The organism is Moritella dasanensis ArB 0140, assembly GCF_000276805.1.
GTDB lineage: Bacteria > Pseudomonadota > Gammaproteobacteria > Enterobacterales > Moritellaceae > Moritella > Moritella dasanensis.
This window is the reverse complement of record NZ_AKXQ01000007.1, coordinates 16,320-41,575: the sequence shown is the minus strand read 5'-3', so window position 1 is coordinate 41,575 and position 25,256 is coordinate 16,320. Positions and strand designations below refer to the sequence as shown.

The 25,256-nt window shown below is 36.6% G+C and carries 20 protein-coding genes; all 20 read right to left on the bottom strand.

Features of this window, described 5'->3' with window-relative positions; all coding sequences use genetic code 11:
• Nucleotides 1-21 precede the first annotated feature (21 nt).
• Nucleotides 22-2,646: a hypothetical protein gene (locus tag A923_RS0107350; protein WP_017221021.1), complete on the bottom strand. Its 2,625-nt coding sequence runs from the start codon at nucleotides 2,644-2,646 to the stop codon at nucleotides 22-24.
• A complete protein-coding gene (locus A923_RS0107345; protein ID WP_017221020.1) occupies nucleotides 2,636-3,424 on the bottom strand; it encodes a glycosyltransferase family 2 protein in 789 nt (262 codons plus the stop codon). Before A923_RS0107345 ends, A923_RS0107350 begins: the two co-directional genes overlap by 11 nt.
• Complete coding sequence (locus tag A923_RS0107340; protein WP_017221019.1) at nucleotides 3,421-4,425, bottom strand: glycosyltransferase; 1,005 nt, start codon at nucleotides 4,423-4,425, stop codon at nucleotides 3,421-3,423. The genes A923_RS0107345 and A923_RS0107340 overlap by 4 nt, the downstream gene beginning before the upstream one ends.
• Nucleotides 4,422-5,546, bottom strand: a complete 1,125-nt coding sequence (locus tag A923_RS0107335) for an FAD-dependent oxidoreductase (protein ID WP_017221018.1) — start codon at nucleotides 5,544-5,546, stop codon at nucleotides 4,422-4,424. Before A923_RS0107335 ends, A923_RS0107340 begins: the two co-directional genes overlap by 4 nt.
• Before the next feature lie 8 nt (nucleotides 5,547-5,554).
• Nucleotides 5,555-5,905, bottom strand: coding sequence for a DMT family transporter (locus A923_RS0107330; RefSeq protein ID WP_017221017.1), 351 nt, complete (start codon nucleotides 5,903-5,905; stop codon nucleotides 5,555-5,557).
• Entirely contained in the window at nucleotides 5,902-6,729 is an 828-nt protein-coding gene (locus A923_RS0107325; RefSeq protein WP_017221016.1) for a sugar phosphate isomerase/epimerase family protein, read from the bottom strand. Before A923_RS0107325 ends, A923_RS0107330 begins: the two co-directional genes overlap by 4 nt.
• Nucleotides 6,726-7,505 carry an NAD-dependent epimerase/dehydratase family protein gene (locus tag A923_RS0107320; RefSeq protein WP_017221015.1) on the bottom strand — a complete coding sequence of 260 codons (780 nt, stop codon included), beginning with the start codon at nucleotides 7,503-7,505 and terminating at the stop codon, nucleotides 6,726-6,728. Before A923_RS0107320 ends, A923_RS0107325 begins: the two co-directional genes overlap by 4 nt.
• A gap of 141 nt (nucleotides 7,506-7,646) precedes the next feature.
• The gene (locus A923_RS22060; protein ID WP_017221014.1) at nucleotides 7,647-9,431 is read right to left on the bottom strand and encodes an HAD family hydrolase; all 1,785 of its coding nucleotides are present in this window, start codon (nucleotides 9,429-9,431) and stop codon (nucleotides 7,647-7,649) included.
• Between the two features lie 14 nt (nucleotides 9,432-9,445).
• On the bottom strand, nucleotides 9,446-12,505 hold the full coding sequence (locus A923_RS22620) for a glycosyltransferase (protein WP_017221013.1): 3,060 nt from the start codon (nucleotides 12,503-12,505) through the stop codon (nucleotides 9,446-9,448).
• A 111-nt stretch (nucleotides 12,506-12,616) separates the two neighbouring features.
• Entirely contained in the window at nucleotides 12,617-13,930 is a 1,314-nt protein-coding gene (locus A923_RS0107305; protein ID WP_017221012.1) for an ABC transporter ATP-binding protein, read from the bottom strand.
• A gap of 10 nt (nucleotides 13,931-13,940) precedes the next feature.
• Nucleotides 13,941-14,687, bottom strand: coding sequence for an ABC transporter permease (locus tag A923_RS0107300; protein WP_157532785.1), 747 nt, complete (start codon nucleotides 14,685-14,687; stop codon nucleotides 13,941-13,943).
• Between the two features lie 151 nt (nucleotides 14,688-14,838).
• A complete protein-coding gene (rfbC, locus tag A923_RS0107295) occupies nucleotides 14,839-15,387 on the bottom strand; it encodes a dTDP-4-dehydrorhamnose 3,5-epimerase (RefSeq protein ID WP_017221010.1) in 549 nt (182 codons plus the stop codon).
• A gap of 14 nt (nucleotides 15,388-15,401) precedes the next feature.
• The gene (gene rfbD / locus A923_RS0107290) at nucleotides 15,402-16,274 is read right to left on the bottom strand and encodes a dTDP-4-dehydrorhamnose reductase (protein ID WP_017221009.1); all 873 of its coding nucleotides are present in this window, start codon (nucleotides 16,272-16,274) and stop codon (nucleotides 15,402-15,404) included.
• Nucleotides 16,274-17,158, bottom strand: coding sequence for a glucose-1-phosphate thymidylyltransferase RfbA (rfbA, locus tag A923_RS0107285; RefSeq protein WP_017221008.1), 885 nt, complete (start codon nucleotides 17,156-17,158; stop codon nucleotides 16,274-16,276). Before rfbA ends, rfbD begins: the two co-directional genes overlap by 1 nt.
• Nucleotides 17,159-18,238 carry a dTDP-glucose 4,6-dehydratase gene (rfbB, locus tag A923_RS0107280; protein WP_017221007.1) on the bottom strand — a complete coding sequence of 360 codons (1,080 nt, stop codon included), beginning with the start codon at nucleotides 18,236-18,238 and terminating at the stop codon, nucleotides 17,159-17,161.
• Nucleotides 18,239-18,604: 366 nt separating this feature from the next.
• The gene (gene deoD / locus A923_RS0107275; RefSeq protein WP_017221006.1) at nucleotides 18,605-19,318 is read right to left on the bottom strand and encodes a purine-nucleoside phosphorylase; all 714 of its coding nucleotides are present in this window, start codon (nucleotides 19,316-19,318) and stop codon (nucleotides 18,605-18,607) included.
• Nucleotides 19,319-19,432: 114 nt separating this feature from the next.
• Nucleotides 19,433-20,647 (bottom strand): phosphopentomutase, encoded by a 1,215-nt coding sequence (locus tag A923_RS0107270; RefSeq protein WP_017221005.1) that lies wholly within the window; start codon nucleotides 20,645-20,647, stop codon nucleotides 19,433-19,435.
• 115 nt (nucleotides 20,648-20,762) lie between these two features.
• The gene (deoA, locus tag A923_RS0107265) at nucleotides 20,763-22,094 is read right to left on the bottom strand and encodes a thymidine phosphorylase (RefSeq protein WP_026006128.1); all 1,332 of its coding nucleotides are present in this window, start codon (nucleotides 22,092-22,094) and stop codon (nucleotides 20,763-20,765) included.
• A 189-nt stretch (nucleotides 22,095-22,283) separates the two neighbouring features.
• A complete protein-coding gene (gene deoC / locus A923_RS0107260; RefSeq protein ID WP_017221003.1) occupies nucleotides 22,284-23,057 on the bottom strand; it encodes a deoxyribose-phosphate aldolase in 774 nt (257 codons plus the stop codon).
• Between the two features lie 601 nt (nucleotides 23,058-23,658).
• On the bottom strand, nucleotides 23,659-24,882 hold the full coding sequence (locus tag A923_RS0107255) for a NupC/NupG family nucleoside CNT transporter (protein WP_017221002.1): 1,224 nt from the start codon (nucleotides 24,880-24,882) through the stop codon (nucleotides 23,659-23,661).
• Nucleotides 24,883-25,256: the final 374 nt, after the last annotated feature.

Here is a 25,256-nt window from a genome sequence, read left to right as displayed (position 1 = left end):
AATGCCGACTTCTATTGATGGTTAATCTCCGTAATCATAGTTATAAAAATTAATCATTTTTATCGTAACCCCCTGCCCTGAGCACTGATCTATATCGAGACGAACACTAGATACACTTTCACTTTTTAACCAATTTAAATTCATCCCCAGAGGAATAATTGCTTTTCCATTACCCAGTTTAAATCGAATACTATTTTCTTCATTGTACACAGAGCCCGCACTCCAAAAAAACTGAGCAGAGCATATAGACTCACTACTTTTTTCTATTTCAAGATATAACAGATCATTTTCTCTACCTCTCATTAGTTGAGATACATCAAAAGTGATATATGGGTCTTTCTTCCCAAGTTTGTAACGAGGGCTTTCTGTTATATCATTTACAGATTTTGCATTTAGCATTACAGGAGTTTTAGCAAGGTTATCTTTTTCATACTTAAATGCTCCGCCCCATTTTAACGGAAGAAGACCAAATTCAACGGTTGTATATTGAGATTTAAAGAAATTCTTTTCTTGTAAATCAAAGCTAACCTTAATTTCATTAAATAATTCAGGGGCAATTAAATAATCTCTATTATTAAAAGTAGTAAACACATAATCTAATGAAGTGAGGTATTTATAGAAGAGGTGATATCGATTAATGCCTGACGATATACGAATTATTTTGACACTCATCTTTTTAACTTTCTTTAACTCAGTACTTTGAGAGTCTAAGCTAGAAACATTTAAGACTGCATGAGACATTGTTGGTACTTTTTTTCCATAAATAGAGTAACGCGCGCTCTGCGTTGTGTACGGGTCAATAATTAAAAATGTCTCGTTTTTTGAAAGCTGATTCATCAGTTTATATTCTGTCAATAAGTCATTATATCTATTGGTATTGATAAACCCCTTACCCAAATTAGGAATAACGCCCTCGTCACTTAGAAGCATATCTCCTGAAATATGATGAGTTTTGAAGGCGTCTAGGCTTTTGAAAGTGACAAGTTTCGGATGAAAACCAATCGTAATTAATATAAGGATTGGGAGAATACATAATACAACTTTTACTTTTTTTCTTAGAATAATATTATTACAAGCAACATAGCTCAATAGTAATATAGATGAGAAAGTAGAATAGCCTAGAGCCCTAAAGAATCCCCCATCTGCCCTTCCTTCCATATAAGATAAAATAGTGAAAGGAAAAACAACAAAAAAAGTAGCCCAAAGTAGATTATTTAAGTTCTTTTCTATTTGTTTGGTATAGAAAAGATAAGAGATAGTAATAGGAATGAAAATCCAAAAATTACTTTGAATAAATTTTATCGAGGAGCCTGGATTTCCCCAATAAAAAAGATTAGAGCTGCTATTTACCAATGAATAATTTAAAGAGCCGATGATATAATCAAATGCATAGATGAAAACACTAAGCCCAATAAAAATAAATATTAATTGTGCCTTATTAGGTTTTTGCTTTAATTTAAAAACCTTGTAAATTTTATATAGCAGAATAGGGATCAAAGAAACAAAAAGGGCTAAAGCAAAGGCGTTGTAATACAGAAAACTTATGAAAAAATAAACTAAAAAAATAATTATAAAATTATAATTATTCTCATTTATTTTTTTATCACTAAGTAAGCATAACCCTATGACGATAGGGTAGTAGATATCAATTCGAAAGTGACCATAGAGTGGAATACCTATTATTAATAACAGACATATAACCCACCTAGAATAATATCTAACTATAATCCCCAAGAGTAAAAATGCTGACAATAAAGAAAATAGCTTTGATGACAAATTTATTGTTACATAATTCCCTGAATATAACTGGTCATTGATAAACCCAACCGCAATATGCATAAAACCTTTGGTTGGTATAAACTCAGAATAAAGAGCTTGACGTAATTCAAAGCTTTGATGAAAGGCTGTAAATAACTCACCTACGTGGTATTCATCTAAAGCATAAACCCTAGAAGCAGAACCTATCACTAAAATAGCTAAAAATATCAATGACGAAAATGCTACTCTATGCTGTTTTTTTACAATATCTATAATAGTTAATGACAATGTTAATATGGCAAGTATAGATAGAAACAGAGTTAAATAGTTCGAGTTTTCAAAATGGATTAACTCCCCGTTATAAACATACTCTTCTTTAAGGTAAAGTAACGGTGATAGTGAGAATAACGATTGTGAAACAAGTAAGGATCTACTTTTGAAAAAAAGAGACAAAGTAGTGAAAACAATAATCAGTAGGTTTCTCCTGAACATTGAATAGTGTTCAACTCCTACTAATATAAAAATCAGTTTTGTAGTTACATAAGCAATCAAAATAATAATTAAAAATTCAACTGATTTTTTAATTATTATTGCTGTAGAATGAGGAATAGTAAGAGATTTCAATCGATAAAGTGAGTACATTTTTTCTAATACTGCACTTTTTTCACAAGCGATAAAACTTATCATTAAAAGGGATAAGAATAGAGGAATAACTCGGTAATCAGTTGTTTTACTATAAAATTGATTTATGGTATCTCCATTTATAAATGAAGCATAGGTATCAAGCGTATTTATATTCGATATATAATATAAGTACGAAAAAAAAAAAGCAATCAACAATGAAAAACACAAATTAGTTAGTGTAAAACGATCACTCCTACTTAACATTAAAACCTCCGATGCAAGTAAATATTAATGTTTTTATTACATTTAAATTCCCCTTAATCGGGCTTATTTTTGTAGGTACTTTACCTTTAGGGTATACCCTTGTTACCGGTACCTCTACACACTTAAACCCTAATTTTGCAGCATTAATCGCTAAGTAATAATGTAATTCATACCCTGTAAAAACATCTCTGAATATAGACATTTTATTATCCATTAATAGTTTAGAACTATAAGCTCTGAACCCATTTGTTGTATCTGTATATTTAAAACCTGAAGCTAAACGAATAAGAGGGACATGTAACACTTTAAGACCCAGTAAACGTGATTTAGGTGTATTGATAGCTTGCCCGCCAGGTATGAATCGAGAACCTTGAATATGGTCATATCCAGCCTCCATTTTATTGACGAAATCATTAATATTTTCAACACTATCCTTGTTATTTCCGTCAATAACGACAATGCCTTTATACCCGCGCTCTAACGCCCATGAAAATGCGATTCTCATTTGAGAGCCAAGCTTACCAAACTCTTTTTTGACAAGAAGAGTATTTACTCCCTTTTCTTTTAATAACTTGGTATCAGTTGAGCCATCATTGCTATCACCATCGGAGATAATGATATCGGCATTAATATTAATATCTTGCATTCGATCTAATTGCATATGAAGTTTTTCACCTTCATTTATTACAAATATTGCAACGCAATAATCATGCTTTTTTTCTAAAGAAAAACGCTCTTCGTATTTTGGGACATTGTAGTTATTAAGTGAGGAAATCATTTATCTCTTCTTGTTTTAGTTAAGTTAGTCTCATCGCTAAGAGAAGAAAATAGAACATTTTGACGCTTTTCATCTAACATCACAGAACTATTTTTTTCAAAAACTACATTATATTCTTTATGTTCACTTCTATCATTTAGAAGTCGAGCAAGATACTCCCCAAAAAAAGACAGCATCATAAATAAAATAGCGAACAAAATAGACATAAATAAAATAGTAGTCGTCCAACCTTCCGTTACATGATTATTAAACAAATTTATAATCAAAGTGTACATTGAAAATATGAATGCCATTATACTACCAATTACGCCTAAGCCACTCATCCAGCGCAATGGTTTAGTTGAATTAAAGACCATGTGATGAAGCGTTTCTTGAATGCCCGTGATTATTTTTTTCTTCTCTTTTTTAGATGATAAATCATAAGATAGTGCTTTCACTACATAACCTATGTTAGCCATTCTCATATGTAATTTACAATAGAAGCGTCCTGATTCCGTTATAGCATTTACAGATCTTCTGCTTAAACACAATGAGCCTGTTGAATTGGCTGGTAGTGTATAACCAATAGTGTGAATTAATTTCTCAGATAAATGACGAACCAATTTATACAGTTTACTGGTCGTATTTTCGGATACGCCAATAACGATATCGCTACCATTTTTACCTTCAGATACAAATGAATTAACAAGAGTAATAGCGTCAAATTCTATACTCATGTTTATAACAAAATCACCAATAGCATTTTCAATTCCGGCGGCAAGCGCAACATCATGAGGTACACCATGCGCCAACTTTAAATAACGAATTGATTGATATGTAGTTAGTAATTTATCGAGCATACTTTCTGTGGCATCAGTTGAATTCTGATCAATAATAACTATTTCGTAATCTGAATATTGCTCTCTTAAATATGGTTCTAACTTGACTAAAAATTTCGTGAGTATTTCAGCCTGGTTTTCAACGACCAAAACAACAGAAACAAAGGTATCTTGCTTATTCATCTATCCAATCCTAAATTATTAATAGTTTCAATTGCATCATATACATTATCAATTTTCCCACCCATTACACAGTGGAAACCTGGTAATGCATAATTGGCACGGAATAAAATTGGTCGAGAATCATCAGAGTCACTGCGAGGCAATATAGTTTTAACCTCCCACAAAGATTCTTTGTATTTTAAATCACTTAATATTGGTATGTAACGTTGAGCATCATATTTCATTTTTTTCCATGCAGATGCTTTTATTGCTTCTTTATAATGTTTATGGGCATCCATATACCCCCCCTCATTATCATTCCATTCATAATGTGGTGTATATCTGACATGGCTAAGAGAATGTGCGTTCTTCGATGGAAATGGCATAACAGAAAAGAAAGGCCCACACATGACAGTAATCCCAACATTTTTAAGTTCATTTGGGACATCAACAATACACATTTCTGTCATTTCATGGCGCAATGGAATTAATTCAATTTTTGATTGTGACAGAACTGAATTCAACATGGAGTAAGTGCAATTGAACACTTGTTTTGCAGAAATATGAAGCAGATCTTCTTCAGTAGAAACAGTAAGGTTCAATCTTGAGATCTTTTCATCATAAACAATGCGTTCAACACTATGATTACACAAAATTTCAACACCTGCATTTTGAATTCTATCTAACATAGTCGATTTAAGGATCGTAGAGTCAAAGGCAAATTCTTTAGTTGAGAATACTGCATCGATCATTTTTGGATTCGTCAATTTTTTTATATGATCAGGTGCTGGATTACAAGGAGCACCAATTCGGTCACAAAATTTATGAAATTGATTTGGACTAACCTTCCCCAACCTATTTGCAATCATGTAATATTTATCAAATTCATCATCTATACATTCTTTAAACTCATCAACGAATCGAGGAAAGGACATGCGAGATCTTAAAGCGGTTAAAATACTACGCGGATAATGATAACCATTGTGCACTCTTGCCTGATTGGCATACGATGCACGCTGCATCGCATCTTTTTCTTTTTCGATGATAACAACGCTTTTTCCTATTCGTGCAAAATATTCAGCAATATATAACCCAAAAAAACCACCACCTATAATTGCAATATCTTTCTTAATTTCATTCATATTAATCACTAATTTAAAGTCAATGCGGCAACACCAGCCATGATCAGGCCAATACCAAGGAGATTTATTGTTGATAATTGTTCACCAAAAATAAACACTGAAAACATAGCCACGACAGCAATAGAGCCACTCGTTAGTATTGGATGCGCAACATTTAATGGTAATCGAGTTAATGCAAGTGCATATAAAATAAAAGCCATTCCATACAGAAATAAGCCTAACCATAATGGCCAGTTTTGCAATAAAGACATTGGCTCAGAGAGAGAGGGAAGTTTTCTTGGTGGAGTCATTGCAACTTTAATCAATGCACTTGCAGAGGCATTAGATAAAACCCCTAAAATAAGTATGATCCATTTCATTGACTTGTCTTCTTCATATAAGTTTCTGATACAAATTTAATACTCTGCTCGATCTCATCTAAAGAACTATTTTGATTGGATGTCAGCATCTCAATCGTAATGTCTTTGTCAGGTAAATATTGACGTAACAAAAGCGAAACAACATGATGATATTTATTATCAATATTAATTGAAGCCAATTGTGGTTCACTGATATGAATATGCCCAACTAAATGTGCTATTTTTGGAATAATAACCTCAGGATCTTCATCATTAATCATCATTGCCCCAACATCAAGCTGCATCTTAATATTAGAATGATTAATCAGCTCAACCATAGAAGCGGTTTCAAGGCTATTAACCATGAAGTTAGCATTGTAACAAATAGGATTAGGTTCTAAGCAAATAATAACACCATGTTCTTTGGCTATATCACCAAGGCGAACAAAAAAATCTTTCGCAATACCACGAGCTTCCTCGTCGTCAAAACCAGAGCGGTCTCGATTACGTGGAGAGCCGAATACTAACTTAATCGCTCCTAGTAGCTTACCTATATGGCAAATATGGGATAAATGTTCGAGCATCAAGGATTGGCTCTTAGCACTGCCGAATACATTTAAACCTTGCGTACCAAAAAGAAGTGACTGCATACCAATGATGCTTATATTTTTATCTTCCCAATATTTTTTAATTAACTGAATATCAGATTCACTTGCATCACTCACTCTAGGGAAGTATTTTGGCGGAGCTACATCAATAGCATCTACTTGATATTTATTTAAAACCGCTGCCACATCTTCATCGATTGAAATTTCCCAAGCAATATTAGAAATAGAAAGCTTCATAGCCCAGCCTTTAGTGGTTCAGATTGTGCGTAAGCACGTATCGCTAGCAATGTTTCTTTGACGCTATACTGGTAGCAGGAAGCCCCTGAAAAAATACCAGCATAACGAGTTTTAAAATTATAGCTTGCAGGCGACTCTAATATTTCGTTTTTAAAGTCAATCCCAAATCCTTTACAAGCAATAGTACTGACTGAAACAGGCGCTGCGGTAAAGTGCACTAACTTTAGGTTTTCTTTTTCTGCTAGCTGAATATCAGCCCAAAGGTTAACCATTGGATAAAACTGAAATACTCCACGGCTTTCGATTGCGTCTAAATTATTATTATTTAAAAAATCAAAAATTACATTTTTCTTTAAACCAGGACCAACTAAACCTGGAAGTCTAATAATTAAATAATCGTCAAAATTATCTTCAACAAATTTTTCTAACTGGCGGCGATGCAAACCATATGCATGTAAACCAGCTTCATCAACAGAAGTTAATTCATCAATGTCTGTTGGATCAATAAAAACATCAACCGTGCTGATTAATATAAATTTTTTGCATTTTATAGTCGCTAAATGGCCGATTAAGGTATCTATAATCGCTTTATCTTCTTGCGGTTCTTTATTTGCTAGCCACTTTTGAGCAGGAGCACCTGCACAAACGACAGTATCAAACTCGTTATTTTGAATCTGTTCGATATTGGTCGAACGATATAGATATTTAAAGCTTGCCTGTTTTAATAAAGTACTACCGACAAAACCTGAATATCCTATTAATGCATTATTATTCATTATTTTCCTTTTTAATCTTTGCGGTCGAGTAAAGTAAAAACTATCTTCTACTCATTCTAATTCATTAAATTTATAATTTAAATAAATTCAATCTGCTCTGATTGATGCTGTAGTTTTTTTCCTATAACTACAGCATTAATGCTATAGCCTAGGATGCTCTATCTTTGATATATTTTTAGAGCTACCCCAAGCATCAAAACCCTGCATATTATCTGAAGAGAACAAGACGCTATTATCTTTATTTTTTATATGATGAATAATACTGCGAGATAAATCGTAACCATCGATGTTCAGCTCAAGTTTGTTAATGAAACCTAAATAATCATGAAAAAACTTAGATGCACCATCAATTATATCGACGCTTATAGTATTATGGTCATTTACTCGACCTCTACCTTTATCTTTGATAGCATTTAATTTTCCTTTCTTATCGAGGCTTAAACCAATTATTGATTCATGAGGTGCTGAAAACAATAACTCAACTAAAACTCGTGAATCAAATAACTCTCCAATAAAATTTTCTGATTCTATATTAGGGTCAAACATAGCTTTCATATCAAGACTCTGTCTACGTTCGACACATTCAGTTTGATTAGTTAATCCTATATAATAACCTGATAATGTCGCACCAAAGTTATCACGAAGAAATGCATCAAGATATTTTTGCATAGTCCCATTCCAACCAACATCAACCATGGCAACCTTCATTCCAGGTTTAATCTCCAATTGCTGAACCTGTTCATAAAGTGCACTTAGATTTCTTCTACAAACCTTCAGAATTTCCCAGCGCATAGCAAATATAAATTGGGCAACGGTAGAATACAGTTCAGGCGTGATTATTAAGTTGTCATCAAGCCCCAGATCAGCCATTACCTCTTTTGATGGTGATGCGACACCAATTCGTTCCAAAATTTCAAAGGCTGATAAGCCGTCACTCCCAGATAGAAAATATGGAATAAACTCATGAAAATTTTGATCATTTATCATTGAAGTTATCAGTAAAACTCGTGATGACAAGAAGTATTTATGCGCAGGTAAATCAAATTGATTAGGGTATAAATTTGATAAATGCTCTAATATATACCCATCACGAGAAACAAATAGCAACAAGTCAATATCGTCTTTCTTAGATTGTTCATGAATCCACTGTAAATAGCCAATCGCTAATGGACCTGCAAAATCATACCCTATTTTTTTTAACTTTTCATTTACATTATTAATTGAATTAAGTCGCTGAACACCATAAGCAATTGATGTCGAAAGTTCCACGTTACCTATATCAGTTTCTTTAATATCCCAAAAAGGGTGGTAATGATGTGCAATTAACCCTCTTTCTTCAGCTTTAACAACGTCAGCATGGTAATTATCACCAATATGGAAAATATTTCTTGGTTCAATATTTGTATTCTTGACAACAAGATCAAATAGGTGTCCACAATCCCGTTTAGTTGCATTTTCATCACAAGAAACATATAAATCCACTTCTGGAAAACCATTGCTTTTCAATACATTAATAAAGAAATCTTTAGAAATATACATATCAGAGACAATTACTACTTTTTTTCCTTGAGCTATACAGTATTCAAATACAGGTAACATTTCTGGATTTGGCTTTACAATAAGCTCCTCTACTTCTTGTTCACTTTGTTGTAATTTAATTTTTTTTTCTTTATCGACATCAAAACATTTATAAATATCATCAAAAGTAATTTCATTCCTCCCTTCGTTATGCATCAACTGAAACCCTTTAATCTGGGATTCTTTGCGTACACGTTTAAAATCAGGGAAGTCACACTTATTTGCAACAAGATGAAACACATCTTCAGGGTCAATACACGCTCTTGTGAACAATGTGTCAAAAAAATCAAATGAAACAATTCCAGCTTCGTCTATTTTGTTCTTTAGTGTTATTAATAAATTACTCATGACTTTCTCTCTGTTTACATTTCTTGAGCGATTTCAAATTTTGTACCATTTGGGTGAAAGTTAGGATTAAAATAAGGATCATGGCCTTTTTGTAAGTGGCTATATTTTGCATTTAACCTTCCTAGCTCTTTCTTAAGACGTAGCTGCTTCTCTTTACACTGATCATCATTTCCTCTTGATATTGATTCATAGTGAATTAATTCGACAGCAGGAATGACAACATTATAAAATTCTCGGTCATGCAAGCGATAACAAAGTTCAACATCGTTGTAAGCAATAGGAAAAGACTCATCAAATTGACCAATAGCATCAAATTTGTTTTTTTCGATCATTAAACAAGCGCCAGTTACTGCTAGCCAGTTATATTCGATACTGTTTCTTAAAAAATAACCCGGCTCATTTTTATCAACCCCCATTAAAGCATGTGCAGGGCCTGCATATATCGAAGTTAAACCTGAGTGTTGAATGGTCTGGTTTGGATATAACAATTTAGCACCGACAGCCCCGATGTGCTTTAATCGTGCATACCCCAGTAATCGTTCTAGCCAGTCAGGAGTTAAAACTTCAGTATCATCATTTAAAAACAGTAAGTAATCGCCTTTGGAGTGATTCGCTCCAACATTGCATAATTCAGAAAAGTTGAAAGGATAATCATGACGGATCACTTCACACTGTGAATAATTTGAAATTTCCTTGTAATAATTTAATGATACTGATTTCTCAGATCCGTTATCAACTAAGATTATTTCAAAATTTTTCAATGTTGTTTTTTCTAAAATAGAGTCAATACATCGCTTTAATACGTCGATATTATCTCGACTCGGAATGATAATTGAAATGAGCTCATTTCCTTCGGGTAGATAATTCACACGAAAAAAACCAGGGACATGTGGCAATGGTTCTACCTCGGCATTTAGTCCTCGGCGTTGTATTGCCGCTTCTCGCACCTTTTTAGATGCCTCAATCGCATAAGGTTTAGCCTCAATATTCGAAGCTATTGATTCAGGTAATATACGCCAATGATATAGAACCTTTGGGATATGACTAATAATTTTTGCTTGTTCAGACACCCTTAAAATATAATCCCAATCTTGCGCGCCATTAAAGTCAGAGTTCAATTCTCCTACCTTTTCGATAAGGCTTCGGCGAACACATGTAACATGGCAAACATACATCAAGCTCATCATTGTCTCAGGAGACCAATCAGGTTTAAAATGAGGCTGAGTAAAACGACCTTGCTCATCAATTTTATCTTCATCTGAATAAATAAAATCAGAGTTTTCTTCATTTATACAGCAAGCTAATTCATACAAACAGTCTGTTGTTAATTCATCATCATGGTCCATGAATACAACATAATCTCCATTTGCTTCATGCAGACCTATATTTGTAGCAGTTGAGATTCCACCATTACTTTTAGAGTAAAGTACGCTAATACGTTCATCCGAGATCGTTTCGAGAGCCTCTCTTACTTTTTCATCAGGGCTAGCATCATCAATTAAAATTAACTCCCAATTTTCATACCATTGTGATTGCACTGAATCAATAGCCTTCTCCAACATATCAAGTGGCGTATTGTACACAGGCATGACAATAGAGAATTTAAGATCATCAATTTCATTAATTTTATCTTTAAAATAAGGAGGTTTACGCAAAGGCAGATAAGTGTAAGTCACCTTTTTTTCAGTTAAGCTATATTTTTTTGTTAGCTCATCGAATGCGATATTACCGCCTGTCGCTTGGATTACTTCCAGAATATCATTTTGTTGTACTAACCGTTCCTTAATCTGCTTAATAAGGGAGGAAAGTCCTGTTCGTTTTATTTTTCTGAATGCTTTAGTTGCATTGATAGAAAAGCCACCATGGCGTTGACTTATATCATTCAATATTTTAATTTTACGTATGATTTTTATATTGTAAAAAGGTGCGATTGCAGTTCCCCACTCTCCCCGTATACAACGAGTAATCCAACGAAGGGGCTTTGTAAGTTTCCAGCTGGTCGATTGATATAGAAGATTAAGTTTATCTCCTGAGCTGTTGAGAGCTATTTCTAAGGTATTAACTCTGTTTAGATGATCACTTTCTAAGGTATTAACTCTGTTTAGATGATCACTTTCTAGTTTATTACAATGGATGCCCAACAAGTTTTTTTCATGGAGTAGTTTCCAGTATTTTTCATATAAATCCAGTTTTTCCCAGTAACTTTCATGTATAGGAAGCAATAAGTCTGATAAAATGTCGCTTTGACTCATCTCGAATTCCGTAACAAGTTCGGCAAAATTATTTTTAGTGTTTAAGCCCTTAACTTCATCAATATTTAAACTAGCATTAAGCAGCGCTGTATATGCCTTTAATAATAAGTCATTAGAATCTTTGCTTGTGATAAGGTCTGATAGATTGCTGCTACTATGACATAAAGAGGAATCTAAGTGGTTTTCACTAAATTGAGACAAAAGCTTTTCATTAACCGGAAGGTTTAATCTTTCTGCAATATAGTTCATAGTTTTCTCAGGCTCTGCTAACAACGAGGAAAAATCTACAATTGCAGAATCAAATTCAGTTAATGCCTCTAGATTAGGAATAACATGTAACAGCCACAAGTGGAATGAGTGTAAGCGACTAAATTTATCTCTTTTTTCTAATGAAAAAGCTACATCTAAGGGATTTCTAATAGCTAATATAAATTTAGGCTTGATTTCAGCACGTTTAAACACTGCTAACCAAAAAGGTAATAGTCGAGAAGATCTAGGTTCTTTGAAACCCCATAATAGATGCTCTGATAGTTTTCTGTTCAGTAAAGACGTTGCTTTATCGATTAGATCCAGGCAAAAAGGTTCTGCAAGTTTATCAATTGGAAACGGAGAAGGCGAATACCATTCTAGCCCTGCATAATGGAGTAGTTTTTCATTAATTGATAAAACCTCTAAATCCTCCCAGTATCCTTTTTTATTCGCTTCACTCTCAGGTAGTACATTTTCACTTAGCGATACGCCCAGTGTTTCCAACCCTTTGGTAATAGCACTTGTGCCACTACGGTGCATCCCAAGAACCATTACTATTGTTTTTTCTGTCATTTAAATTGCCTACAAAATTAAAAAAAACTTCTATAATTACCTTAAAACAAAGCAAAACAAAGCCTGAAGTACATTGTCTGCACTTAGTTGTTACTAAGACTAAGTAAACTATTATGAATGTATATGCTGTTTAAGTTGTGAAAATTGTGGTGAAAAATCGACAACGCCCGTACTAAGTTTGTTTTCTCCTACCACAGAAAACATTAAAACATCAACGCCTCGGTGCAGAAACTCTAGAGTACCTTCAACCATCCCGACACAACCACAGTTCATAAAATAGGTCCCATTTCTAACGTTACAATTAAATTGTATCGTAACGGTAAAGCGATCACCTTTTTTTGCAAAATCAATAGCGACATGATCATTAAGATGCGACGTAGCCCCGCCAATTTCATAACCTGAAATCGTCTTAACGAGCATGCCGAATCCCAATTGAAATACAGGTTCACTCAGCTCTACATCGTAACAAAATGAATACTTTCGTCCAGACTGAAGTACGTTAACTCTATTTCCTTCAGCATTTAAGAGTCTTGGTTTGGTTATTTTTGCTCCTCTCTGCTCATACCAAATCGTAGTGCTTGGCTCTAAATCAGGGGAGTAGAGAGAGCTATCAATTGGCTCGGATTGGTCTTCCTTTGTTTTTTTATCCTGTTCGAGATTACCCAGTTTTATTTTCTCTCGGTACACCAGCTTTTTACTTGCCTCCATATGAATAAGCTTATGGTAGCAATTAATAATATCTTTGGGGTCACCTTCGGCGAGAAGTTCACCATGGTCAAGTAAAATGGCTCGGTCACAAAGTTCGACAACGCTACCAGCGCTATGAGAAACTAACAAAATAGTGACGCCATTATCTTGAAGCTGTTTAATTCTTGAAAAACATTTTCTTTGAAAGGCGTCATCGCCTACAGAAAGTGCTTCGTCAACAATTAATATATCGGGTTCGATATTAATAACGACTGCAAATGCTAGACGCAACATCATACCTGAAGAATAAGTTTTGACTGGACGCTCAATGAACTCTCCAATATTCGCAAAATCCACAATATCTTGAAAACGACTCGCGATTTCTTCTTTACTGAGCCCTAGAATTGATGCATTGAAGCACACATTTTCTCGACCTGTGAATTCTGGGTTAAACCCAGAACCAAGTTCTAACAACGCAGCAACACGTCCATTTACATTGACGCTACCCGATGTAGCTTGTAATACGCCAGTAATAATTTGTAATAATGTTGATTTCCCAGAGCCATTATGCCCAACAATCCCTAGTGTTTCACCTTTATTGGCTGTAAAAGAGATCCCCTTTAAGGCCGAGAATTCTTTTTTAACACGATTGGGAAATAAATATGTTTTTAACAGGTCAAGTGGTGAATCATATAATAAATAGTTTTTTTTAAGATCATTAACCGTAATCGCAGTCATTATATCTCTCTTACAGTACGTCGGGGAAAAGCGGACTTAGCTTTCTAAACATATAAAAGCTAAAACATGCAAATACAAGGCTTAAGCAAGTAAATAAAAAAAGATCACCTAGAGAAGACAAGCCATTAAACAAAACAAAGTCCCTAAAGGCTTCCACAGGGATAGTTAATGGGTTCATTTTTATAAAGGGTTGAATAATTTCTGGGACATTTCGTATTGAAAAGAAAATGGTACTAGTAAAAAGCAGAATTGTAACAAATGACTGAATGAACTGCTCCAAATCCTTAATAAATAAACCTAGTGCAGCAAAGAAGTAAGCACAACCAATTAACATGATAGAAAAAGGGAAAATAGCCAGTGGAAATAGTAATATGTGAGAGCCGATTTCCGCGCCTTCAAACAGCATAAACCCGAGCAGAACAACAAGAGCAGTTAAAAACTGAATACAAGATGCAATCAAAACAACCCAAGGAAGGACCTCTAGCGGAAAAACCACTTTTTTTACAAAATTAGCATTCGACGAAATTAAAGATACAGATCTCGTCGCTACTTCTGCAAACCACATATGTAAAATCAGACCAGAAAAAAGAATCACGGCATAACCGACGGGGTTATCAACTTCAACACCCCACTTAGCTTTAAATATATATTGAAAAACGAAAGTATAAATACCAAGCATCAGTAATGGATTAAAAAAACTCCATAGGACCCCCATGACAGATCCTTTATACCGAATAGCTAAATCACGTTTAGCCATAGTCCAAATCAAACCTTTATGCTTGAAAAGAGGGGAGAAGAAATTAATTTTCGACAACATCACTTAACCTTAGGGGGATAAATACAATAGCCCTACTTTAGGGACTTAATTCATTACTCACTTCACAGTCGTAACTTATTTACTCTTATATTTAAAAGTACGGGGCGTTTTTAAATAGTAAGCCTTCAGTATCTTTAGCAGATAACTCAACGTCATTAGTACCTATAGGCCATTCAATACCAATTTCAGGATCATTCCAAAGGATTGAAACCTCACTACTGGGATCATAATAGTTTGTACACTTATAAACAAACTCAGCTTCATCACTCATTACATAAAAGCCATGCGCAAAGCCTTCGGGAACCCAAAGCTGACGTTTATTTTCCGCAGATAAATACACACCAACCCATTGGCCAAATGTCGATGAATCTTTACGAATATCAACCGCAACATCAAAAACTTCACCAGAAACAATACGTACTAATTTACCTTGCGTATTTTCAGTTTGATAATGTAAACCACGCAAAATACCTTGTTTTGATTTTGAATGGTTATCTTGTACAAATGCGGTCGGTTTTCCAGTCACTAATTCTTCAAATTTAGCTTGATTCCATGTTTCCATAAAAAAGCCTCGTTCATCACCATACACTGCAGGTTCAATAATTTTTACATCAGGAATATTTGTTTCAATAATTTTCATAATAAACTCAATTTCTACGTATATGCTTTAATATTACTAAGTGCTAATTTCCAATCACTCGCATTAATCTCGAATGCCTCAGTAATTAACGCTGTATCTAATTTAGAATTAGCAGGACGCTTAGCAGGTGTCGGGTATTCTGCGGTCGTAATAGCATTAACCGTTAACGATTGTTGAATGACATTTTGCTCTACGGCCTCATCAAAAATACTTTCTGCGAACTGACTCCAACTCACATGTGGTAAACCAGAAAAATGATAAATACCGAATTTATCGTTTTCACCATTGTAAATGGCCTTGGTAATAACAACGAGTGCTGCAGCTATATCACCAGCATAAGTAGGCCCGCCCATTTGATCTCCTACAACACCTAACGTATCGTAAGTTTTAGCCAGACGAAGCATCGTTTTAACAAAATTATTCCCCTCTTCACCAAATACCCAGGCCGTACGGAGTACAATATGCTTTTGACAAGCATTTATAACCGCAATCTCACCAGCTAACTTACTTTCACCATAAACTCCTTGTGGTGACGTCAGGTCTGACTCAGTGTAAATACCGTCTTTATCACCCGAGAACACATAATCCGTTGATATATGCAATATAGAAGCATTTACGCTATTAGCCGCTTCAGCTAAAAACCTTGGTCCATCAGAGTTGATTGCATAAGATAAACCAATTTCATCTTCAGCTTTATCTACCGCGGTATGTGCGGCCGCATTAATGATGACATCTGGTTTAAATGCTTTGACCACATTTTTAACAGCAACTTCATCGGTAATATCTAATTCAGCACGTCCGACAGCAAGAATATTAGCAATCGGTTGTAACTGCTCAACCAAACTGCGACCAACTTGTCCATAACAGCCTGTGATCATAACTCTCATCACAGTTTTCCTTCTGATTTATCTTTAATTAGTCGAGCAAGGTATTGACCATATTCATTTTTCATCATTGGCTTCGCTAGATGAGTTAATGCCTCGTCGGTTAACCAACCATTTCGCCATGATATCTCTTCAAGACAAGCAACTTTAAGCCCTTGTACATGCTCAATTGTTTGTACGAATGAAGATGCCTCATGCAAACTCTCATGCGTACCAGTATCTAACCAAGCAAAACCACGCCCTAGTAGCTCGACATTTAACGAATCATCTTCAAGGTACATCTGATTTATTGAGGTAATTTCAAGTTCACCACGCTCTGATGGTTCTACTTTTTTTGCAAAGTCTACAACTCGATTATCATAAAAATATAGACCTGTAACTGCATAATTTGATTTTGGATTTACAGGTTTTTCTTCAATTGATAATGCACGCATATTTTCGTCAAAATCAACGACACCAAAACGCTCAGGGTCTTTTACTTGATAACCAAACACTGTTGCACCATTTTCTCTAGATGCTGCATTTTTGAGGGTTTGACTAAAAGAGTGACCATAGAAAATATTGTCGCCAAGCACTAAGCAAACATTATCATCACCAATAAACTCTTCACCGATAATAAATGCTTGAGCAAGCCCATCGGGAGAAGGTTGTATGGCAAACTCTAGGTTAATACCAAAATCAGAACCATCACCTAATAAACGACGGAATCCAGCATTATCTTCAGGAGTTGTGATAACTAAAATATCTTTGATACCAGCTAACATCAGCGCGGATAGCGGATAGAAGATCATCGGTTTGTCATAGATTGGTAATAATTGTTTAGATACGCCACGGGTCAACGGATAAAGGCGAGTACCTGAACCGCCTGCTAATACAATACCTTTCATTTATTTTGTCTCACTTTTGCTTGATGTGCCTAAACGTTCAAAACTGTATGAACCATCAAGAACACGGCTCCACCATTGTTTATTATTCAAGTACCATTCCACTGTTTTACGAATACCAGATTCAAACGTTTCAGCTGGTGTCCAGCCCAATTCACGTTCAATTTTCGATGCATCAATGGCATAACGTACATCATGTCCTGGACGGTCTGTTACGTAGGTAATTAGATCTTGATATTGAACCACACCTTCGGGTTTACTCGGCACTAACTCATCAAGCAAAGAACAAATAGTTTTGACGACGTCAATATTTGCTTTTTCATTATGACCACCAATATTATAAGTTTCACCGATTTTACCTTTAGTCGCGACGGTATAAAGCGCGGTGGCATGGTCTTCCACATACAGCCAATCCCGAATTTGCATTCCGTTACCGTAAACAGGCAAAGGCTTTCCATCCAGTGCATTTAATATCATTAGCGGGATCAATTTTTCCGGGAAATGGAATGGACCATAATTATTCGAACAGTTCGTCACTACAGTTGGAAAACCGTAAGTACGTAGCCAAGCACGAACTAAATGATCGCTTGATGCTTTAGAGGCTGAATATGGGCTTGATGGTTCGTAAGATGTCATTTCAGTAAACAGATCATCGGTACCTTCAAGATCGCCATACACTTCGTCCGTTGAAATATGATGAAAACGGAATGCATCTTTACGAGAAGATGCTAGCTGGTTCCAATATTGACGGGCAGCCTCTAGCATTGTATATGTACCAATAATATTGGTTTCAATAAATTCAGCTGGGCCATCTATTGAGCGATCCACATGACTTTCTGCCGCTAAATGCATGACAAGATCGGGTTGATGCTCTGCAAAAATCAAATCAAGACTTGTTCGATCACAAATATCTGCTTGTACAAACTTATAACGCTCATTTTTTTCAATTGATTTTAGAGATTCTAGATTACCAGCATAAGTTAGCTTATCTAAATTAATAACACTATCATTGGTATGCTCAATGATGTACCGAACAACAGCAGAACCAATAAATCCCGCACCACCAGTAACTAACAATTTCATTTTTATACCTTAATGATTAAATCTTTATTTGCCTAAGCGAGTATTTCAAGCCTTAGGCATTCATAATTATTATTAAGTTCTTTTAGAAAAATTTATAATTCAGTTTTCTAAAAAAACTTACCTTTGCCCTAATTTAAATACGCTACCGCCCTAGGGTTGCAGTACCCCAAGACTGATAAGTCATCTTATTTTAAGTTTTTATAGTGTGAAAACGCCGCTATAATCGCATAAAAGCCTATATTCGGCAACCTAACCATTAAGAGTTGATAACTGGTGTTGTTATATCGAAAACTTCACAGACAATCCGGTAAACAAAAAATGCCCACCAATTTTCATTAGTGGGCATATTTTAACTACCAAGTTATATTAATCTTCAATCAATACAGACTCTAATGCCATCACGATCATGTCATTGAACGTTAATTGACGTTCTTCAGCAGTCGTTACTTCACCTGTACGGATGTGATCAGATACAGTACAGATACAGATAGCATTTGCGCCGAATTCAGCGGCAACGCCGTATAGACCAGCTGCTTCCATTTCTACGCCTAGTACACCTAGTTTTTCCATCGTATCAAATAGTTCTGGTTTTGGTGTATAGAATAAATCGGCAGAGAAGATGTTACCTACTTTTGCATCGATGCCACATGCTTTAGCAGCGCGTGTTACTTTGCTTAGTAGTTCCCATGATGCGATAGCAGCAAAATCATAACCGTCGAAACGTGCGCGGTTAACAGCAGAGTCTGTACATGCACCCATGCCGATCACGACGTCACGTACTTTAACGTCAGTGCTGATCGCGCCACAGCTACCAACACGGATAAGGTTTTTAACACCGTATTCAGTGATTAGCTCTTTTGCATAGATAGAACAAGATGGAATACCCATACCTGAACCCATTACAGAAACGCGTGTACCTTTGTAAGTACCAGTGAAACCGAACATGTTACGTACGTCATTCACTTGTTTCACATCGTCTAGGAATGTTTCTGCGATGTATTTAGCGCGTAGTGGATCACCTGGGAATAATACCGTTTCAGCGAAATCACCTTTTTCTGCATTAATATGTGGAGTAGCCATTGTATTGTTACCTTCTTTGTTTGAATTGTATCCAGCATTCGTAGCAGGATACTATTATTTATGATTTGTTCGTTTATAACTTATTTTTACAAACAGTTATTTATAAACCGTTAGTTATAAAAAGCTCGTACCGTATTCTAGTTTTGGCAAACTATGATAAGCCGCAATTGACTGACCAATATCTGCAAACGTATCACGTAAACCTAATGGTCCTTTTGGTACATTGTGACCATAAAAGATCACTGGAATATGCTCACGTGTATGATCTGTGCCAAGTGCTGTTGGGTCACAACCATGATCAGCAGTTAACACCACAACATCACCTTCATCTAATATTGCTAGCAGCTCAGGTAACCGAGTATCGAAATACTCTAGCCCTTTCGCATAACCAGCGACATCGCGACGATGACCCCAAGACGAGTCAAAATCAACAAAGTTAGTGAAGACGATTGTATGGTCGCCCGCTTGCTTAACTTGCTCTAATGTTAGATCAAATAGTGCTTCAAGACCGGTCGCTTTGACTTTCTTGGTGATACCTTGCTGTGCGTAGATGTCAGCAATTTTACCAACACTAACAACTTCACCACCAGATTCTGCCATGCGATCTAGTAATGTTGGTGCTGGCGGTAACAGTGAATAATCACGGCGGTTACCAGTACGGGCAAAATCACTCTTATCATTACCGATGAATGGACGCGCAATAACACGACCAATATTGTACGGTTCTAATAATTCACGGGCTAATTCACACAACTTCAATAAGCGTTCTAAACCAAAGCTTTCTTCGTGACAAGCAATTTGGAATACACTGTCTGCTGAAGTATAGAAAATTGGTTTGCCAGAAGCCATGTGCTCCTCGCCCATCAAGTCTAAGATCTCAGTACCAGAAGAATGGCAGTTACCTAAATAACCCGGTAAGTCTGCTTGTTCTACTAGTTGGTCTAGTAATTCTTGTGGGAAACTGTTTTCCAGATCAGAGAAATACCCCCAATCAAACAACACGGGTACACCCGCGATTTCCCAATGGCCACTTGGCGTATCTTTACCCGTTGATAGCTCTTGTGCATAACCGTATGCGCCAATTACCTCTGCACTTGCATCCAAACCAGCAGGGAATGAACCCACACTGTCGGCACAAGCATGCGCAAGGCCTAGTTTGGTTAAGTTAGGAATATGTAAAGGCCCTTCACGACCGATATCCGCTTTACCTTCAGCACACCACTGCGCGATATGCCCAAACGTATTGCTGCCTACATCACCAAATTTATCCGCATCGGCCGAAGCACCAATACCCAATGAATCCAACATTAATATAATTGTACGTTTCATCACACTGACCTATTTCCATTAACTATTCTTTATAAACAGTACTATTCATTATAAACAGTACTATTCATTATAAACAATACTGTTCGTTATCGACGTTAGCGTCTTGTACTAAACCTTAGACATCAGAAAGTCGAATTTGTTGATAAACATCTGCGCTTGCTGCAGGTTGCGTATCGCCGATGTGTATTGATTGCAAAATTTCTGCTTGTGCCGCATCAAACTGTGCCTCACTGCGCGCATGTACCATGGCTACAGGTGTGTGAGCATCAAGCTGCTGACCCAGTGCAGCAATATCAGATAAACCAACCGCATAGTCGATTTGATCGGTAGCAACACGACGACCGCCGCCCATCGCGACAACAGCCATACCAAAACCACGGGTATCCATTTTTGTTAGGTAACCGCTTTGTGTGGCAAATACCGGACGAATTATGTCTGTTTTTGGTAAGTGTAGGTCATAGTTGTCAACGAAATCTGCTGGACCGCCTAAACCTGTCACCATAGTGCCAAATAATTCAGCTGCTTTACCGTTATCGAGTACGGTTTGTAATTTATGACGGGCATCATCAGCATCTGTTGCTAGATTTGCCGATAATAACATTTCTACACACAATGCCATCGTCACCGCGAATAAACGTGGATTACGGTATTCACCTGTTAAGAAACGCACTGCTTCACGCACTTCAACGGCATTACCCGCACTGCTGGCTAATACTTGGTTCATATCCGTAATCAGTGCCGATGTTTTACAGCCGGCACCATTCGCCACTGATACGATACTTTTAGCTAATTCAATAGATTGCTCATGGGTTGGCATGAACGCGCCACTGCCCGATTTCACATCCATCACTAACGCATCAAGACCAGCTGCTAATTTTTTCGATAAAATAGATGCCGTGATCAACGAGATAGACTCTACCGTCGCGGTAATATCACGCACACCATATAAACGTTTATCAGCAGGCGCTAAATTTGCTGATTGACCAACAATCGCCACACCGCTATCTTTTACTACTTGACGGAATTGCGCGTTATCAACCGTAGTTTGGTAACCCGGAATAGCATCGAGTTTATCTAATGTGCCACCGGTATGGCCTAGACCACGACCAGAGATCATTGGTACAAAGCCACCACAAGCCGCAACCATAGGACCAAGCATCAGTGAAATAACATCACCCACGCCGCCGGTTGAGTGCTTATCAACGATAGGACCATTGAGTTGCATCGCATCCCAATTTAATACATCACCGGAATCGCGCATTGCCGATGTGATCGCAATACGTTCTTCCATGTTCATGTCATTAAAATAAACGGCCATGGCAAAGGCACCAATCTGGCCTTCCGAGATACTATTATCAGTAATTCCATTAACAAAATATTCAATTTCAGCACGACTTAATTCTTCACCATTACGTTTACGGCGAATGATTTCTTGCGGTATAAACATAATCATCTACTCCTTGAATCAGAAAAGCGACGCCTTAAAACGGCAAGCGCTTCGTTTAAATACAGAAAATGAGGATCGAATAAGCACATATCGGATTGATTAAGTCGTCGTTATGACTAACATGCAACGTAATCAATACTAAATATTTTGTTTGTGGATATTGCTCTATCGAACCAGAGAGTTAGATAATTAGTAACCGCTACTGTCAGCTGGTTTGTCGGCTAATTCAAGCTCAGCTAATAAGTTAGCAAGTAAGCTTGATGCGCCGAAACGGAATTTTGCTGGAGAAACCCAGTCTTTACCTAGAATTGATTCAGCTAATGCAAGGTATTCACCTGCTTGCTCTGCATTTTTAACGCCACCAGCTGGTTTGAAACCAACATCCGTGTTTTTCTCACTGATCACGGTAAGCATGATTTTAGCGAATTCGAGCGTTGCATTAACAGGTACTTTACCTGTTGATGTTTTAATGAAGTCAGCACCTGCATCAATTGAGATTTCGCTCGCTTGACGGATTAATGCTTCTGTTTTAAGTTCGCCTGTTTCAACGATCACTTTAAGTTGAACGTTAGCAGGACAAGCCGCTTTACAGGCTTTCACTAATTCGAAACCAACTTCCGCATTACCAGCCATGAGTGCACGGTATGGGAATACTACGTCAACTTCATCTGCGCCGTAGGCAACAGCTGCTTTCGTTTCAGCAACGGCGATAGCAACGTCATCGTTACCGTGGGGGAAATTCGTTACCGTCGCGATTTTTACCGTTTCAGCACCAATTGCATTCAGCGTTTTACGGGCGATAGGAACAAAGCGAGGATAAATACAAACAGCGGCGGTATTACCTGCAGCACTTTTTGCCTTATGACACAGTTCAATGACTTTTGCATCTGTATCGTCATCATTAAGTGTCGTTAGATCCATCATGCTTAATGCACGTTGCGCTGCTACTTTAAAGTTACTCATATTAAGTCTCCAGATTACATCTAAAAATATAGAGTGTAAAAACCAATAAAAAAAATCGCAGTAATTAGCCGTTAATCATGATTAATCGACATTACTACCGGTAGCGATTCTGGATGGGTATGAATAAAGACGTGCTTACCTTAATATGACTAAGGTAAATAGATGACGTATAACTGATTAATATTGACTATTAATCTAACGATCAACATAACTATCTTTAAGATAAATATCCATGAAGAATAACTATGCGGACTTGGTTCCGTGAAGACTTGATATGACTATCAATTAATATCCCTATAACCGCGCTAATACCACTAACCTAAACGCTATCTTAAGCTTAAAAGGCTAGGTGTATTTAACGAAAAACACCAAAAGTACTTCATGTACGATTAGCTTAAACTACAAGTCTAAAGTTACGCTAAGTGACAAGGAAATCAAGCAATAAATGCCCTCATAACCTACCTACCTCTCACTCCGAGCAAATAAACAGCAATAAAACAATGCATTAAATTTATAACCAAATCACTTCAAGATACCCAGCCAGATAATAGAAAAATACCCCCAAACCATCATGGACACAGTGTGGGGGTATCGAGTTGCATTAGACTAAGAATAAACCCGCTAATGTCGCACTCATTAAGTTAGCTAAAGACGCAGCCAATACTGCTTTAATTCCCATGCTCGCAATGTCCGCACGGCGTGACGGAGCCAAGCTACCTAAACCACCGAGTAAAATTGCAATTGATGAGAAGTTAGCAAAACCACATAACGCAAACGAGATAATAATTTGAGTATGCTCAGAGAGCTCGTTATTTTTAATGTAGTTAACGAAATCTAAGAAAGCAACAAACTCATTCACCACCAGTTTTTGACCGATGAAACTACCCGCGGCAACGGCTTCGTGCCATGGCACACCGATGACGAATGCCAATGGTGAGAAGATCCAACCTAAGATCATTTGGATTGTCAGCTCCGGCATATCGAACCAAGAACCAATACCACCAGTAATACCATTCGCTAACGCAATGAGACCAACGAACGCGATTAACATAGCACCCACATTAAGCGCTAACATCATGCCTGAAGAGGCACCTGAAGCCGCAGCGTCTAATACGTTAGCTGGTTTGTCATCATCATTGTCTTCAAGATCATCCAGTGATACTTTTGGCGTTTCTGTTTCTGGTTTAATGATCTTAGCCATTAATAGACCACCCGGCGCCGCCATGAATGACGCAGCAACCAAGTATTCAATTTTAATACCAAGACCCGCATAACCCGCTAGTACTGAACCAGCGATAGACGCAAGACCACCCACCATCACCGCGAACAACTCTGATTTAGTCATTGATTTAATGAAAGGACGCACTACAAGCGGTGCTTCAGTTTGGCCAACAAAAATATTGGCTGTTGCAGAAAGTGATTCCGCACGACTGGTGCCGAGTAATTTCTGTAAACCACCACCGATAAAGTTAATCACCACGCTCATTACACCGATATAGTATAAAACAGCGATTAATGATGAGAAGAACACGATTACTGGCAATACGTTAATAGCAAAGATGAAACCAACTTTGAATCTGGCCAAGTCACCAAATAAGAATTGAATACCCTCATTACCATAAGCAATGACGTTAGCAACACCAGTAGAAAGACCTTGTAACATATCTTTACCGACAGGCACGTACAAAATGAAAGCGCCAATAACAACCTGGATCGCAAATGCGCCAACAACGGTGCGTACGTTAATTGCTTTTCTGTTATCCGATAACAGCAGCGCTAAACCAAGCAGTACGAAAATACCGACAATACCCATTAAGAAATTCATCAGCAATCATCTCCAGTTTTCACTGCTACGTTAATGTTACTCATATTAAGTCTCCGAATTTATTGAAATTTTTATAAACCAATAGTGAAATCATAGTAATTAAGGTTAATTACTAGCGGTAGCTATTCTGGAATTTTTCAAATAAAGACGTGTTTACCTTGAGTTAGTACCTAAGGTAAATAAATGACGAATTAATGATTAACACGAATATAAAAATAAGCACTAATCTAACTATCGACATAACTATCTTTAAGATAAATAATCTATTAAGAATAACTATGCGGACTTGGTTCCGTGAAGACTTGATATGACTATCAATCAACATCCTTGTAACCGCGCTAATACGACTTATCCTTGCCCTGATAACTAGGTTC

Excerpts from the sequence above, each read along its gene's own strand:
- deoA (WP_026006128.1), bottom strand. The coding sequence starts at position 22,094 with ATGTTTATACCGCAAGAAATCATTCGCCGTAAACGTAATGGTGAAGAA.
- rfbC (WP_017221010.1), bottom strand. The coding sequence starts at position 15,387 with ATGAAAATTATTGAAACAAATATTCCTGATGTAAAAATTATTGAACCT.
- rfbB (WP_017221007.1), bottom strand. The coding sequence starts at position 18,238 with ATGAAATTGTTAGTTACTGGTGGTGCGGGATTTATTGGTTCTGCTGTT.
- A923_RS0107335 (WP_017221018.1), bottom strand. The coding sequence starts at position 5,546 with ATGAATGAAATTAAGAAAGATATTGCAATTATAGGTGGTGGTTTTTTT.
- A923_RS0107325 (WP_017221016.1), bottom strand. The coding sequence starts at position 6,729 with ATGAAGCTTTCTATTTCTAATATTGCTTGGGAAATTTCAATCGATGAA.
- rfbA (WP_017221008.1), bottom strand. The coding sequence starts at position 17,158 with ATGAAAGGTATTGTATTAGCAGGCGGTTCAGGTACTCGCCTTTATCCG.
- A923_RS0107350 (WP_017221021.1), bottom strand. The coding sequence starts at position 2,646 with ATGTTAAGTAGGAGTGATCGTTTTACACTAACTAATTTGTGTTTTTCA.
- A923_RS0107340 (WP_017221019.1), bottom strand. The coding sequence starts at position 4,425 with ATGAATAAGCAAGATACCTTTGTTTCTGTTGTTTTGGTCGTTGAAAAC.
- rfbD (WP_017221009.1), bottom strand. The coding sequence starts at position 16,274 with ATGAGAGTTATGATCACAGGCTGTTATGGACAAGTTGGTCGCAGTTTG.
- A923_RS0107270 (WP_017221005.1), bottom strand. The coding sequence starts at position 20,647 with ATGAAACGTACAATTATATTAATGTTGGATTCATTGGGTATTGGTGCT.
- A923_RS22060 (WP_017221014.1), bottom strand. The coding sequence starts at position 9,431 with ATGAGTAATTTATTAATAACACTAAAGAACAAAATAGACGAAGCTGGA.
- A923_RS0107345 (WP_017221020.1), bottom strand. The coding sequence starts at position 3,424 with ATGATTTCCTCACTTAATAACTACAATGTCCCAAAATACGAAGAGCGT.
- A923_RS0107255 (WP_017221002.1), bottom strand. The coding sequence starts at position 24,882 with ATGAATTTCTTAATGGGTATTGTCGGTATTTTCGTACTGCTTGGTTTA.
- deoC (WP_017221003.1), bottom strand. The coding sequence starts at position 23,057 with ATGAGTAACTTTAAAGTAGCAGCGCAACGTGCATTAAGCATGATGGAT.
- A923_RS0107320 (WP_017221015.1), bottom strand. The coding sequence starts at position 7,505 with ATGAATAATAATGCATTAATAGGATATTCAGGTTTTGTCGGTAGTACT.
- deoD (WP_017221006.1), bottom strand. The coding sequence starts at position 19,318 with ATGGCTACTCCACATATTAATGCAGAAAAAGGTGATTTCGCTGAAACG.
- A923_RS0107305 (WP_017221012.1), bottom strand. The coding sequence starts at position 13,930 with ATGACTGCGATTACGGTTAATGATCTTAAAAAAAACTATTTATTATAT.
- A923_RS22620 (WP_017221013.1), bottom strand. The coding sequence starts at position 12,505 with ATGACAGAAAAAACAATAGTAATGGTTCTTGGGATGCACCGTAGTGGC.
- A923_RS0107330 (WP_017221017.1), bottom strand. The coding sequence starts at position 5,905 with ATGAAATGGATCATACTTATTTTAGGGGTTTTATCTAATGCCTCTGCA.
- A923_RS0107300 (WP_157532785.1), bottom strand. The coding sequence starts at position 14,687 with ATGGCTAAACGTGATTTAGCTATTCGGTATAAAGGATCTGTCATGGGG.